General features: G+C 55.7%; 12 protein-coding genes. 6 read left to right on the top strand and 6 right to left on the bottom strand.

Going from position 1 to position 14,111, the window contains the following annotated elements; all coding sequences use genetic code 11:
- The first annotated feature begins 18 nt into the window (after window positions 1-18).
- On the top strand, window positions 19-477 hold the full coding sequence (locus VQ830_RS05335) for a macro domain-containing protein (RefSeq protein WP_337267029.1): 459 nt from the start codon (window positions 19-21) through the stop codon (window positions 475-477).
- A gap of 126 nt (window positions 478-603) precedes the next feature.
- On the opposite strand, the gene VQ830_RS05330 is transcribed toward VQ830_RS05335, so the two are convergent.
- From VQ830_RS05330 to VQ830_RS05305, 6 genes are all read right to left on the bottom strand, one after another.
- Entirely contained in the window at window positions 604-1,947 is a 1,344-nt protein-coding gene (locus tag VQ830_RS05330) for an MFS transporter (protein ID WP_337267028.1), read from the bottom strand.
- Between the two features lie 259 nt (window positions 1,948-2,206).
- A complete protein-coding gene (locus VQ830_RS05325; protein WP_337267027.1) occupies window positions 2,207-3,268 on the bottom strand; it encodes an ABC transporter ATP-binding protein in 1,062 nt (353 codons plus the stop codon).
- 16 nt (window positions 3,269-3,284) lie between these two features.
- On the bottom strand, window positions 3,285-4,073 hold the full coding sequence (locus tag VQ830_RS05320) for an ABC transporter permease (RefSeq protein ID WP_337267026.1): 789 nt from the start codon (window positions 4,071-4,073) through the stop codon (window positions 3,285-3,287).
- Window positions 4,070-4,963, bottom strand: a complete 894-nt coding sequence (locus VQ830_RS05315; RefSeq protein ID WP_337267025.1) for an ABC transporter permease — start codon at window positions 4,961-4,963, stop codon at window positions 4,070-4,072. The genes VQ830_RS05320 and VQ830_RS05315 overlap by 4 nt, the downstream gene beginning before the upstream one ends.
- 154 nt (window positions 4,964-5,117) lie before the next feature.
- On the bottom strand, window positions 5,118-6,221 hold the full coding sequence (locus VQ830_RS05310; protein WP_337267024.1) for an ABC transporter substrate-binding protein: 1,104 nt from the start codon (window positions 6,219-6,221) through the stop codon (window positions 5,118-5,120).
- Between the two features lie 163 nt (window positions 6,222-6,384).
- A complete protein-coding gene (locus VQ830_RS05305) occupies window positions 6,385-7,257 on the bottom strand; it encodes a MurR/RpiR family transcriptional regulator (protein WP_337267023.1) in 873 nt (290 codons plus the stop codon).
- A 162-nt stretch (window positions 7,258-7,419) separates the two neighbouring features.
- On the opposite strand from VQ830_RS05305, the gene VQ830_RS05300 reads away from it, so the two are divergent.
- The 5 genes from VQ830_RS05300 (at window position 7,420) to VQ830_RS05280 (ending at window position 14,034) form a co-directional block, all read left to right on the top strand.
- Window positions 7,420-8,199 (top strand): N-formylglutamate amidohydrolase, encoded by a 780-nt coding sequence (locus tag VQ830_RS05300; protein WP_337267022.1) that lies wholly within the window; start codon window positions 7,420-7,422, stop codon window positions 8,197-8,199.
- Between the two features lie 113 nt (window positions 8,200-8,312).
- Window positions 8,313-9,884, top strand: a complete 1,572-nt coding sequence (locus VQ830_RS05295; RefSeq protein WP_337267021.1) for an amino acid permease — start codon at window positions 8,313-8,315, stop codon at window positions 9,882-9,884.
- Window positions 9,885-9,965: 81 nt separating this feature from the next.
- Window positions 9,966-11,336 carry a glutamine synthetase family protein gene (locus VQ830_RS05290; RefSeq protein ID WP_337267020.1) on the top strand — a complete coding sequence of 457 codons (1,371 nt, stop codon included), beginning with the start codon at window positions 9,966-9,968 and terminating at the stop codon, window positions 11,334-11,336.
- Window positions 11,337-11,500: 164 nt separating this feature from the next.
- Window positions 11,501-12,889, top strand: a complete 1,389-nt coding sequence (locus tag VQ830_RS05285; protein ID WP_337267019.1) for an aldehyde dehydrogenase family protein — start codon at window positions 11,501-11,503, stop codon at window positions 12,887-12,889.
- Window positions 12,886-14,034 (top strand): iron-containing alcohol dehydrogenase, encoded by a 1,149-nt coding sequence (locus tag VQ830_RS05280; RefSeq protein WP_337267018.1) that lies wholly within the window; start codon window positions 12,886-12,888, stop codon window positions 14,032-14,034. Before VQ830_RS05285 ends, VQ830_RS05280 begins: the two co-directional genes overlap by 4 nt.
- Window positions 14,035-14,111 lie beyond the last annotated feature (77 nt).

Genomic DNA, 14,111 nt, shown 5'->3' with positions numbered 1-14,111 from the left:
CCATGTAGGAGAGCCGTCGTGGAGATAGTGCAAGGCGATCTGCTCAAGCTTGCGCTCGCCGGCCAATTCGATCTTATTCTGCACGGATGCAATTGCTTTTGTACGATGGGCAAAGGGATCGCTCTGTCTATCAAGCAGCATTTTCCCGAGGCCTATGCTGCCGATCAGGCAACGGAGAAGGGCAGTCGTGAAAAATTGGGATCGTACAGCAGCGCCCTCGTGGAGCGCGGAGATGCGCGCTTCACGATCATCAATGCATATACCCAATTTGACTGGCGCGGACGCGGCGTGAAGGTCGATTACGATGCCGTTCGTAGGATTATGCGTTCGCTCGCCAAGGAATATCCAAATGCGAAAATTGGTTATCCGAAGATCGGAGCAGGTCTGGCAGGTGGCGATTGGAACCTGATCAGCCTGATTATTGATGAGGAATTGGCGGGTCTTGACCACAGGCTCGTGGAATATGTCGCCGGCTGAATCGAGCGCTCGATGCTTCATTCAAACCACAATGGGTCCGATGGCGAAAGCCGAAACGGCTTGATAAGCGAGGATAGATAACAAGGCTTAGGCTTTAGTCCTCAGCCTTGTCATTTCCGAGGATCGCTATTTTGCTGTCGAGAGCCTGTTCGTCAGTTCTTCGATCCCGACTTCTGCCTCGACACTGTCTCCATGCAGCATCAGATAGATGCCGACACCGAACGTCAAAGCGGCAATGAAGAGAAGGTAGTAGGCGTGCGCCATCGGGTTGATAGGGAGCATTGAGCTCACGACGAAGGGCGTCAGGCCGCCAAATATCGCGTAAGAAACGTTATAGGCGAACGAAAGTCCTGAAAAGCGAACACGAGCCGGAAAAGCGCGCACCATCACATAAGGGACTGCGCCGACCAGGCCGACCGACAAGCCCATAATGGCGTAAAGAACCAGAAGAACGGTCATCGACGTTGCGGCATAAGTGTAAAAAGCGAACGTCGCCACGGCAAAGAAAATGCTGGAAACCGTGAAGAAGCGCCCTGAGCCAACCTTGTCGACAATTGCGCCGGCCGCAGCCGTTCCGAAAATCAGAAACAGGGTACCGAAACTGGTGGCCGCGAGCGATTGCTGTGCAGAATAACCATAGAGCTTCTGCAGGAACGTTGCGGTCATCAGGGTGGTCACCACAATGCCCGCCGACAGGATCCAGGTCATCACCATTGAAACGATGACACCGCGAACGTGATCGCGCAGTACGCTTACGAGAGGCACTTCCGTGATCAGCGAACGGCTTTGCTTCATCTCCATGAAGATCGGCGTTTCCTGCAGCCAACGTCTCAGGAAGACGGCAATCAGCCCGAATACGCCGCCAAGCAGGAACGGTAGACGCCATGCATAGCCCGCAACTTCTTCAGGGGAAAAGACGGTGTTAATCGCGGCAGCGATACCTGATCCGAGAAGGATGCCGAGCGTCAGTCCAGAGCAGAGGAAGCCGCAGGCAAACCCGACTTTTCTGAACGGGACGTGTTCAGCCACAAAAGTCCATGCACCTGGAACTTCGCCGCCGATGGCGATCCCTTGAAGGAGACGCAGAACGATCAGCAGGACAGGGGCCGCAACGCCGATCGACGCATAGGTCGGCAAAGCCGCCATGCCGAGTGTCGACAGTGCCATCAACATAATCGAAAAGGCAAAGACGCGCTTGCGCCCAAAACGGTCACCAAAATGCGCGAGAACGAGGCCGCCCAATGGCCTGATCAGGTACCCCGCAGCGAAGACGCCGAAGGTTTGAATGGTTGCCGTCCAATCCGGAATATCAGGCGGGAAAAAGAGTTTTCCAATGACGGTGGCGAAGAACACGAAGATAATGAAATCGTAGAACTCCAACGCGCCACCCAGAGCCGAAAGGCCCAATGTGCGAAAATCCTGCGATGTAAGACGGCGCGGAGCCGCCGTCGGTGCCGAAACTGGTGACATGCTGCTACTTTTCCAAACAAACAAGGAGCGCGGTCCCTTCGCAGGGATGAAGGAAGACCACACTTATTCTCACGACCGATTATCGGAAGATCCGAACAAGCTTCGTATGTTCGCTCCGATGTACTCCTAGAATCTGGTGCAGCATCACCAGCACGACTTCAAGCGCTTTCTAATAATGGTCACCGAATTTACGCTGCGAAGTGCCGGAACTGCCGGAGTACCATACGTCCATTGTCGTTTAGTGGCTTGCGGACCATCATCAATCCCTGATGACCAGCAGGTCCGACGCCATGAAGCGCAGCGTGACGTCATCGCCGACAGCCGGCGGTGCAACGCCAGGGCTGTTGAACATGTCGAAAGATATGACATTTCCTCCAACGTCCATCCGCGTACGGATGACGGAGCCAAGGAAATGCGCGGATGTCACTGTCCCATGCAAGGCGGCATCGCTCCGCGCAGTCTCGGACAGTGATCCCGCTTCAGGGCGCAATGCGAGGGATATCGGATCGTTCGCCTTAAAGGGCGCCAGAGACTGAGCCAGCGTAACGCGCTGATCGCCGATCCTAACTTTGTTTTGAGCCGGATCGTCGACGACGGCTTCGATCATGTTCAGTGTTCCGACGAAGGATGCGACAAAGCGTGTTGCCGGCGCATTATAAATCTCGGAAGGCGTGCCGATCTGATCGGCGCGGCCTGCATTCATCACCACGATGCGATCGGAGATCGACAAAGCCTCTTCCTGGTCATGTGTGACGAAAACGGTGGTGATGCCGAGTTTACGCTGGATTGCCCTGATTTCCTCACGTAGCGAAACACGGATTTTCGCGTCGAGAGCTGACAGAGGCTCGTCGAGCAGTAGGACTTGCGGTTTCGGGGCAAGTGCCCGGGCAAGCGCAACACGCTGCTGCTGGCCGCCCGACATTTGGTAGGGATATCGCTCCGCCAGATGGTCGAGACGGATGAGGGATAACATTTCCTTCACCCGGGCATCGGTATCGGCTTTTGACGCACCGGCAACCTTGAGGCCAAACGCAACGTTCTCTGCAACAGTCATGTTCGGAAACAACGCGTAGGCCTGAAACACCATGCCGATGTTCCGTTTGTTAGGTTTCAGGTTCGCCTGCTCTTTGCCACCAATCAGGATCGACCCGTCGCTTGGTGTCTCAAAGCCGGCAATCATGCGAAGGATGGTTGTCTTGCCGCAGCCTGAAGGGCCGAGAAACGAAACGAACTCTCCCTTTTCAATCCGCATGTTGAAGTCATGGACGACTTGCGTGGCGCCGAAGGATTTCTTGATGCCAAGAAGTTCGAGAAAGGCCATGGCTTGATTATCCTGATTATGCTTTGGCCGGCGCAAGGCGGCTGATACGGGTTATAAGGTTCAAAAGCCCCATCGAGAGCCAAGTGATTGCGAAAGCGATGACCGCAAGAGCTGAGGGTTCATAGGCGCGGTTCGCACCGACAAGCTGAAGATAAGGCCCAAAAGCCGGCCGGTTCAAAAGTGCAGCCATCGTAAATTCGCCCATGACGATCGCAAGCGTGATGAACGCACCGGATAGAACGCCGCTCATGACGTTCGGGAAAATGCAGCGGAAGAGGATGGTGGGCCAACCGGCGCCCAAGCTCTCGGCCGCTTCGGTCAGCGTTCGAACATCAATGGCGCGCATAGCTGTGTCGACGGCGCGATACATGTAAGGCAGGGACAGCGTGATGTAGGAAATCACCAGGAGAACGTTTGTCCCGGTGGAGGAACCTGTCAGGGGCAGCCATGACGAGGAGTTGTACATTCTCAGATAGCCGAAGACGATGACGATCGCGGGTATGACCAGCGGAAGGAGGGTAATGAATTCGACCAATGGCCGTATCTGTGGCAGCCGCAAACGCACCCAGTAGGCTGTTGGAACGACAAGCAGCATGCCGAAGATAATCGTCAGCAGAGCCATAAGCATGGAATAACTAAACGTGGATCTGAACTGCTCTTCCGAAAACACCGAAGCATATGCGTCGAAGCTATAGGCGTTGCGCCGCATACGCATGGAAAATTCAAACGTACCAATGAGCGGAACCACGAAATAAGTGGCCCCGATAAGAACGGCCAGCCACGCCCCAATTCTCGACCCCTTCATTTCTGCCACCTTTCAGCGCGCATGCGCAGCACCAAGTAGAGGAAGTTCGAAAGGCCAGTGATCACAATCATGCCGAGTGCGAGGGCGTAACCCAGATTGGCGTTGTGAAGCACATCGCCGCGGATCTGCGCGTAAAGTAGAATTGGGACGATGTTGAGCGAACTGCCCGTCAATGCATAGGCGGTAGCAATGGCGCCAAATGCGTTGGCAAACAACAGCAAGGTCGTTCCAAGCAGGCTCGGCCAAAGAATCGGGAAGGCGACCATGCGCCAGTATTGTGCGTTGCTCGCGCCAAGGATCGATGCTGCCTCGCGCCACTCTTTTTTGATGCCGTCCAGGGCGGGCGTCAGGATGAGCACCATCAGCGGAATCTGGAAATACATGTAGGTTATGGTGAGCCCGAAGAAGGACAAGAGATTGAAGCCTGTCGAGTAGAGGTTGAAGCCAAACCACTCGCGCAAAAATATCGTTACGAGGCCTGTTCGGCCCAGCGTTGCGATGAAGGCGAAGGCAAGTGGCACGCCAGCGAAATTGGACGCAACCCCCGAAAAAGTCATCAGGGTCGAGCGCACCCAGGGCGGCAGGCCACCCAACACAACGGCCCAGGCCAGAAAGAAGCCGATCAAGGCGCCGCCGAGTGCGGAGGCAACCGAGACACGGATCGATATCCAGTAGGCAGACAGGATGGTCGGGGTGAAAAGATCGACGATATTCTGCAATGTGAACCTGCCATCGGGCGTCAAGAAGGCGCCAACGATCAAATACAGCGTCGGAATGATGAGGAAGAGAGCCGCAAATAACATAAATGGAAGCACGCCCAGCCAATCGATGAAGCGTTTTCCACTGATGGCCATTGAAGGAGGTCGCGCCGTTGTAGAAATGCTCGCCATGCGCTGAAGCTTCCTTTCAATTTCCTACGTATACGTCTCATAAGTTCTTGCGCGGCTTTGCCTGTGGGCGATTTTAAAGAGTATTTCGCTCTTTTGGCCACCCAACGATAAGCCGGCAATGTCCTCCCGCTCGGAAGCGGGAGGACAGTTGTGATTACTTCACGTTGGCGCCGACGACGGTGTCCCAGTTCTTGGTGATCTCGGCCTTGCCTGCATCCTGCTCTTCGAGCGTCGGGAACACAGCCTTTTCATAGGCTGCAGCGGGCGGCATCTTGGCAAGCAAGTCCTGAGGGATCTTCCCGTTCTTCGACAGATCGTTGAAGCGGATCGGGTGGCAGTAGCCCTTGAGCCAGCCGAGCTGACCTTCGTCGGAATAAAGATATTCCATCCAAAGCTTCGCGGCATTCGGATGCGGAGCGAAGGCTGAAATTGCCTGGACATAGACACCAGCCAGTACGCCCGAGGCAGGAACGACGACGTCGACCGGCGGATTGCCCTTCAGCGTGTCGCGCCAGCTGAGGCCGTTATAGTCCCAAGCGACGACGATTGGCGTTGCACCCTGCGCGAGGGACGCAGACTTACCGATAACAGGAACAAGGTTGCCGGCCTTGTTGAGTTCAGCGAAGTATTTCAGACCTGCATCGCCGATCTTGGTTGCATCCTTTTCACCGGCAGCAACGCCAGCGGCGTAGACGGCCTGCACAGCCTGGTTGGAGGCGCGCGGATCGCCGGCGAGTGCAACGGCATTTGCAAAGTCCGACTTCTTCAAGTCAGCCCAGTCCTTCGGCGCGTCCTTGATGATGTCCTTGTTTACAACGAAAGACAGGACGCCGTAATAATCGCCATACCAATAGCCTTCAGCATCCTTGGCGGTGTCCGGGATCGAATCCCAGGTCGAGACCTTATAAGGCTGGATCAGGCCGTCTTTCTTGGCGGTAGGACCAAAGGAAAGGCCAACGTCGATGACATCGGGTGCCTGGTCGCCGGTGTTGCCCTTGTTGGCCTTGATGGCTTCAATTTCGTCGCCAGAGCCGGCGTCGGGGTTCAGCTCGTTGACCTTGAGGCCGTACTTCGCCTTAAAGCCAGCAATAACGTCGCCATATCCGCACCAGTCATGCGGCAGAGCAATGGTCGTGAGCGTGCCTTCCTTTTTGGCGGCAGCGATCAGGTCGGCGCTCGGTTCAGCAGCAGCAATAGCCGACGAAGATACGGCAATTGCGGTCGAAAGCGCGAGCAATCGGGAAAGCTTCGAGATCACTTAATTTCTCCTTGGGGTTTATTTCCAGCAGCGCTGTACTGGCCTTCTATGAAGGTTGCGTGACGGTTTCTTGCTTGTCGGCTCAGCTCTATAAGAACGACTTAATTTTACTTGTATCGGCATGTACATCTCCTATCTCGTTGCCGTTTCAATTCTCCTTTCTTCAGCCGATCTTGCGAAAGAGCTGCGTTTGCTCGAACAGACCTTCGAGAGTTTTCATACGTTCGCGGGTGTTGTCCCATGTCGCGCTTTGCACGGCTTCGATCAGAGCCTCGACGATGAAGAGTGTGACAACTGAAGAGTCCCAAGCCGACGGAGCTTCGATTTGAACGCGAAAACTATGTTTCGCATGGCGTGCTGCAGGCGACGCCCATTGGTCCGTGAACAGGATAATGTTTGCCTTGCGCCGACTGGCGGCGGAGGCAAGGCTGACGATTTCCTGTTCGTAGCGGCGGATATCGAAAATCACCAAGACATCGCCGGCATTCATGTTCAGCAAATATTGCGGCCAGGCGCTTGAATAAGGCGGCATCAACGTCGTGTTGGGCCTGATCACCTGCATATGTGTGAAGAAGTATTCCGCGATTGCGCCCGTGATCCGGCCGCCGACGAAGTAGATTCCGCGTTTGTGATCTGAAAGAAGTGCTGCAACTTCGTCGAATGTCGCGGTCGGAAGGTCGGCCAGGCTCTGTCTCAGATTGCCGATGATGGCGTCTGCAAAACGGTTGAGAATGTGTGTTCCAGGGGCGTTTTGGGCCCAGCGATCATGCTTGGCAATCGGGTTCGAGATTGTCGCTTCGACTTCGTGATGCAGGTGAGCTTGGAAATCCGGATAGCCTTTGTAACCCAGCTTTTGAACCATGCGCGCGACGGTCGGGGTCGATACGCCGGCATTTTCAGCAACCGTCGTTATGCTGCCGAGACCGGACATCGGGTAGTTCTCCAGAAGGCTTTCCGCCAACTGTTTCTCGGCGCGCGTCAGCGCGGCAAAATGCGCATGGATAACGTCCGAAACTGTTTTCGACGCAGCGGTCACACGATTGCTCCCCAGATGGTCTAACGCCATCTTCTAATGAAGAATTAACAACGCAGAACCGAGCTCTGTCAATCGCCTATGTGAAAAGATAATTTCAGCTTCCGCTTGACAGGGCGGCTAGTCTGAAGAATTCTTTTCTTAAATCTTTATTGAGATGTTGCGATGGGGGACGTCTTGGTGGCTGAGGCAGAAGGCCTACGTGAAGCGGCGCAGGATTGCGTTTGCGTTGAACGCCCCAGCGCACGCAGCGCCGTCCTTTTGATCTGCGAACATGCCTCGCCTCGCTTGCCAAGAGGCTTTGGCGACCTGGGCCTTTCGAGGGAGGCGCTTGCCAGTCATATTGCTTGGGATCCGGGTGCTCTTGCCGTTGCGCGCGGTCTTTCGGTTGCCCTCGATGCGACCCTCATTCATCAGACCTATTCCCGGCTCATCTACGATTGCAACAGGCCGCCGGATGCTGCAGGCGCCATGCCTGCGCGCAGCGAAATCTATGACATTCCAGGCAATGAAAATATAGCGGAGAGTGAACGCATAGCCCGGACGGAGGCGCTTTACATTCCCTTTCATGCCGCCGTCAGTCGCGAGATCGCCTTGCGCAAAGCAAGGAAGCGCGAAACTGTCATCGTCACTATTCATAGCTTTACCCCCGTCTACTACGGGCGGCAGCGGGCGGTCGAGATCGGTATTCTGCACGATACGGATAGTCGTTTTGCCGATGCGATGTTGCATGCTGCAGAGGGTGTGGCAGGCTTTCGCACGGAACGAAACGAGCCTTATGGACCAGAAGATGGGGTCACCCATTCTCTCATTTTGCATGGGATCGCGCAGGGGCTGCGCAATGTAATGATCGAGGTCAGAAACGACCTTCTTCAAGATGAAGCCGGCCAAAAGGTCGTAACCGGCTATCTCGGGGCTCTTATCGAACAAAGTTTGGAGACCTGAGGGAAATAGGACCAGGGAACAGCTAACTGCGAGAGTCTGCACAATAACAATAGCGGGCGCGGTGGCGTGGTTCGGCTGCAATGAGGCAGCCGGCCGTTAATCAGGGGAACGTCATGTCGGATTATACGGAGAATGACAAACATCAGGATTTGCAGGTTTTGCATTCCATGGGCTACGCCCAGGAACTTGAAAGGCGAATGAGTTCGTTTTCGAACTTTGCCATTTCCTTTTCCATCATCTGCATTCTGTCAGGCGGGATCAACTCTCTTGCACAAGCAACGGCTGGGGCAGGTGGCGCGGCCATTGGGATCGGTTGGCCGCTCGGCTGCCTCATTTCCGGCGTGTTCGCGCTTGGCATGGCCCAGATCGCTTCGGCTTATCCAACCGCTGGCGGCCTTTATCATTGGGGGTCAATTCTCGGCAATCGCTTCACCGGCTGGCTGACCGCATGGTTCAACCTTCTCGGCCTGGTGACGGTGTTGGGTGCCATCAATGCCGGCACCTGGGGGTTCTTCTCCGGGTCGATTGCCGGCTGGTTCGGCATCAACGTTGACACCACCACCTCGGCGGGCTTTGCCAACCAGATCATCTTCGTCGCAATGATTACTGCTGTTCAGGCTCTGATCAATCATCTCGGGATCAAACTTACGGCAAAGCTGACGGACTTTTCCGGCTACCTTATCTTCGCTACCGCTATTGCTTTGACACTTGTGTGCCTCTTCGGTGCATCATCTTGGGAAATCAGCAGGCTCTGGACCTTTACCAATTACTCCGGTCTGCCGCAGGGAGATGCCCCTGTTTGGCCGCATACGGAGGACATGTGGTATATCTTTGCGCTCGGGCTTCTTCTGCCGATCTACACGATTACCGGTTATGATGCCTCGGCCCATACCTCTGAGGAAACCGTCAAGGCAGCCCATTCGGTGCCGCGTGGAATGGTCTCCTCCGTGATATGGTCGGCGTTTTTCGGCTATCTGATGCTGGTTGCCTTTGTGCTTGCCATTCCGAACATGGATGATGCGGCTAAGCAGGGCTGGAACGTGTTCTTCTGGACGCTCGACAGCGTGGGCAATCCATTCATCGTCAAGCTTCTTTACGTTGCGATCTTTGTTTCGCAGTTCCTCTGCGGACTGGCGACGGTAACGTCGGTCTCACGCATGATCTTTGCCTTTTCGCGCGACGGCGGGCTGCCGGCATCAAAGCTTCTGGCAAGCGTCAGCCGCCGTTACCGAACGCCTTCCATCGCGATCTGGGTGGGCTCGGTAGCCTCCGTGCTTTTCGTGTGGGGTGCGTCTCTCGTCACCATCGCCGGGTCTTCAGCCTACACGATCGTCGTGTCCTGCACGGTCATCTTCTTGTTTCTTTCCTTCGCTATTCCAATTGCTCTTGGCATCAGCGCGATCGGCACGGCGAAATGGCCGAAGATGGGGCCATGGGACATGGGTGCAGGATTATATCGGGTCGTTGCGGGCTTGGTGATCTTGTCGATGATCGTCATCTTCGTGATTGGGGTTCAGCCTCCGAACCAGTGGGCACTCTATATCACGGTCGGCTTCCTCATCTTGACCGGCATTGTTTGGGTCGCCTTTGAGAACCGCAGGTTTAAAGGGCCGCCGATTGGTGAGGAAGTTGCTCGCCGTAAGGCCGAGATCGCTGCTGCGGAAGCTGCGATCGGCGAAAGATGAGCTTCTCAAGGGAGGCGTCTGAACAGGCGCCTCCCGATTTAATCGCGTAGACCAAACATCGACAGTTATCGGATAGGGATCATGACGACCAGCTACACGCTTGAAGCGCTTAAGCAGGATGTTGCCGAAGGGCGCATCGACACCGTTCTTGCATGTCAGGTGGATATGCAAGGGCGTCTCATGGGCAAGCGCTTCCAGGCGGAATATTTCCTGGAGAGCGCTTACAGAGAAACGCATTGCTGCAACTATGTTGTGGCAACCGATATGGAAATGGAGACAGTCTCCGGATACAAATCGGCGAGCTGGGAAAAAGGTTACGGCGACTATACCATGAAGCCGGATCTTTCCACGCTGCGGCGTATTCCCTGGCTTGAAGGCACTGCGCTTGTGCTGTGCGATCTGCTCGACCACCATACGCATGAGGAAGTGCCTCATTCGCCTCGCGCAATCTTGAAGAAACAGGTGGCGCGGCTTGAGGCGATGGGCCTGCGGGCCTTCATGGCATCCGAGCTCGAATTCTTTCTTTTCGACCAGACTTATGAAAGCGCCCATGCCAGCGGCTATCGCAACCTGAAGCTCGTCAGCGCTTATAACGAAGATTACCACATATTTCAGACGACCAAGGAAGAGGAGGTCATGCGGGCTATTCGCACCGGGCTCCAGGGAGCTGGGATACCCGTCGAAAACTCTAAGGGAGAGGCCTCCGCCGGTCAGGAAGAGATCAATGTCCGCTATGGCGATGCCATGACAATGGCTGACCGCCATTCCATCATCAAAAACGGCTGCAAGGAGATTGCCTGGGCTAAAGGCAAGGCCATCACCTTCCTGGCAAAGTGGAACTATACCGCGGCGGGCAGCTCATCGCATATCCACCAATCCCTGTGGAGCGCGGACGGCAAGACCCCTTTGTTTTATGACAAGCAGGGACGGTACGGGATGTCTCAGCTCATGGAGCAATATACGGCAGGTCTCCTGGCGCATGCGTCGGAAATCACCTATTTCCTGGCTCCTTATATCAATTCCTACAAACGATTTGCCGCTGGAACTTTCGCTCCCACAAAGGCAATCTGGTCGAAAGACAATCGAACGGCTGGCTTTCGACTTTGCGGCGAAGACAGTAAAGCGGTTCGTATCGAGTGCCGCATCGGCGGTGCCGACCTCAATCCTTATCTTGCCTGTGCTGCGCTGATTGCGGCAGGGATCGATGGAATCGAGAAAAAGCTCTCTTTGGAAGATCCTTTTGTCGGAGACGCTTACGGTGCGCGCCGGCTCCGGGAAATTCCACGTACATTGCGTGCTGCGACCACCACGCTCGAGCGCTCTAAGATGCTGCGTGCTGCATTTGGAGATGATGTGATCGACCATTATGTTCGGGCAGCGGAATGGGAACAGGAAGAATATGATCGCCGCGTCACGGACTGGGAAGTTGCACGCGGTTTCGAAAGGGCCTGACCAAGGCACAGTTTGGCCTTCTGCCGTCGTTCCGAAGGCGTCTCTTCAAGCAGGCGTCTTGAAAAGATCGAAAATGCAGGTATCGCACTGTCATAGATTGGCGGCTATTCGGCGGTTCAAAGGGCATCGGCGGACAACGCAGGCGGCCGCGTAGGAGAATGAAGATGACGATGATTGAATGTATTTCACCGGTCGACGGCTCTCTTTATGCCGAAAGACCTGCGCTGACACTCGAGGCTGCGCATCAGGCTGTTGCGCGCGCGAAAGCTTCACAGAAGCACTGGGCAAGGCGTCCTCTCGATGAACGAGTGAAGCTCGTGCTTGCGGGCGTTGCGCGGCTCAACGAGATGTCGGATGTGGTCGTACCTGAGCTTGCCTGGCAAATGGGCAGACCTATCAAATACGGCGGCGAGTATCGTGGCTTCAACGAGCGTTCGAACTACGTCGCCTCCATCGCTGCCGAGGCGTTAGCGCCGTTGGTTGTCGAAGAGAGCGAGCGCTTCGAGCGGCGGATCGAGCGGGAAGCTCATGGCGTTGTGTTCGTCATTGCGCCATGGAACTATCCCTACATGACGGCGATCAACACGATCGCGCCCGCTCTGATGGCCGGTAACACCATCATTCTCAAACATGCCGCACAGACGCTTTTGGTGGGTGAGCGGCTGGTGCAGGCCTTCGTTGAAGCCGGCGTTCCGCAAGACGTCTTTCAGAATATATTCCTGGATCATTCCACGGCCGAGAGCCTTATAGCGAGCGGCAGTTTCGACTTCATCAATTTCACCGGTTCGGTTGCAGGCGGACGCGCTGTCGAACGGGCCGCGGCAGGAACTTTCACTGGTTTGGGACTCGAGCTCGGCGGCAAGGATCCCGGCTATGTCATGGAAGATGCCGACCTTGACGCGGCAGTCGACACCCTCATGGACGGGGCGACGTTCAATTCCGGCCAGTGCTGCTGCGGTATCGAGCGCATCTACGTTCATGAGAGCCTCTTCGATTCTTTCGTTGAAAAGTCAGTCGCCTGGGTGTCGAACTACAAACTCGGCAATCCGCTGGATACTGAAACAAGCCTTGGACCGATGGCACATCAGCGCTTTGCCAAAGTGGTGCGCGAGCAAATTGCCGATGCCGTTGCAAAGGGCGCCAAGCCATTGGTCAACACGAAGCTCTTTCCGGCGGATGATGGCCAAACTGCCTATGTCGCGCCGCAAATTCTCGTCGATGTCGACCATTCGATGGATTTCATGCGCGAGGAAACCTTCGGACCTGCGGTCGGCATCATGAAGGTGAAAAGCGATGATGAAGCTTTGTCGCTGATGAACGACAGCAAGTATGGTCTTACCGTTTCTCTTTGGACGAAAGACCCGCAGCGCGCAGCGCGCCTCGGACGCGAAATCGAAACGGGGACAGTCTTTATGAACCGTGCGGATTATCTCGATCCCGCTCTATGCTGGACCGGCGTCAAAGAAACAGGCCGTGGCGGCTCCTTGTCCATCATCGGCTTCCAGAACCTGACCAGACCAAAATCCTACCATCTGAAGAAAGTAACGGCATGACGATCACCGCCAATTGGAGCTATCCCAACGCATTCAAGCTCGGGGCAGGGCGCATCAAGGAACTGGCGGAGGCCTGCAAGAACCTTGGCATCAAAAAGCCTCTCCTCGTCACGGATCGCGGCCTCGCCTCGATGCCGATCACCGCGCGGGCGCTCGATATTCTGGAAGAGGCGGGGCTGGGCCGCGCCATCTTCTCAGATGTCGATCCAAATCCCACCGACGTCAATCTGGACGCAGGCGTTAAGGCATTTCGCAGCGGCGGCCACGACGGCGTCGTCGCTTTTGGCGGCGGCTCCGGACTAGACCTTGGCAAGTGCGTTGCATTCATGTCTGGTCAAACACGTCCCGTCTGGGACTTCGAAGATATCGGCGACTGGTGGACAAGAGCCAATAGCGACGCGATCGCGCCGATCGTTGCGGTACCGACCACTGCGGGTACCGGGTCTGAAGTTGGGCGTGCCAGCGTCATCACCAATTCGCACACGCATGTGAAGAAGATTATCTTCCATCCCAAGTTTCTGCCCGGCGTCGTCATTGCGGATCCGGAGTTGACTGTCGGTATGCCGAAATCCATTACCGCAGGGACAGGCATGGATGCGTTTGCGCACTGCCTCGAAGCGTATTCTTCGCCGTTCTATCATCCAATGAGCCAAGGTATCGCGCTTGAGGGTATGCGACTTGTGAAGGAATTTCTGCCGCGCGCTTATGCCGATGGCAGTGACATCGAGGCACGCACCAACATGATGACAGCGGCCGCCATGGGCGCCGTCGCGTTCCAGAAGGGCCTCGGCGCGATCCATGCCTTGTCGCATCCGATCGGTGCGGTCTACAACACGCATCATGGCACGACAAACGGTGTCGTTATGCCTGCCGTCTTAAGGTTCAACCGGTCTGCAATTGAAGAGAAAATCGCTCGTGCTGCTGCCTATCTCGGAATTTCGGGTGGGTTTGATGGGTTTTACGAATATGTGTTGAGCCTCAAGCGTGAGCTCGGCATCCCCGATAATCTGGCCGCAATGGACATAAAGCCTGACCGCATCGACGAGCTTTCTGCCATGGCAATTGAAGATCCAAGCGCGGGCGGCAATCCCGTTGCGATGACCCTGGAAAACACCAAGGCGCTTTTCGCGGATTGTTTCGCCTGACAACGCGGCTCGCAGACGACGTCGCTCTATCAGTAGATTTTCGCCCTGAAGGTTGGAAACGACTTTCGGGGCGAAGC

This window comes from Oryzifoliimicrobium ureilyticum (genome assembly GCF_037199735.1).
Lineage (GTDB): Bacteria > Pseudomonadota > Alphaproteobacteria > Rhizobiales > Rhizobiaceae > Rhizobium > Rhizobium ureilyticus.
Note: the sequence above shows the minus strand (reverse complement) of the source record. Positions and strands in the feature narration are given on the sequence as shown.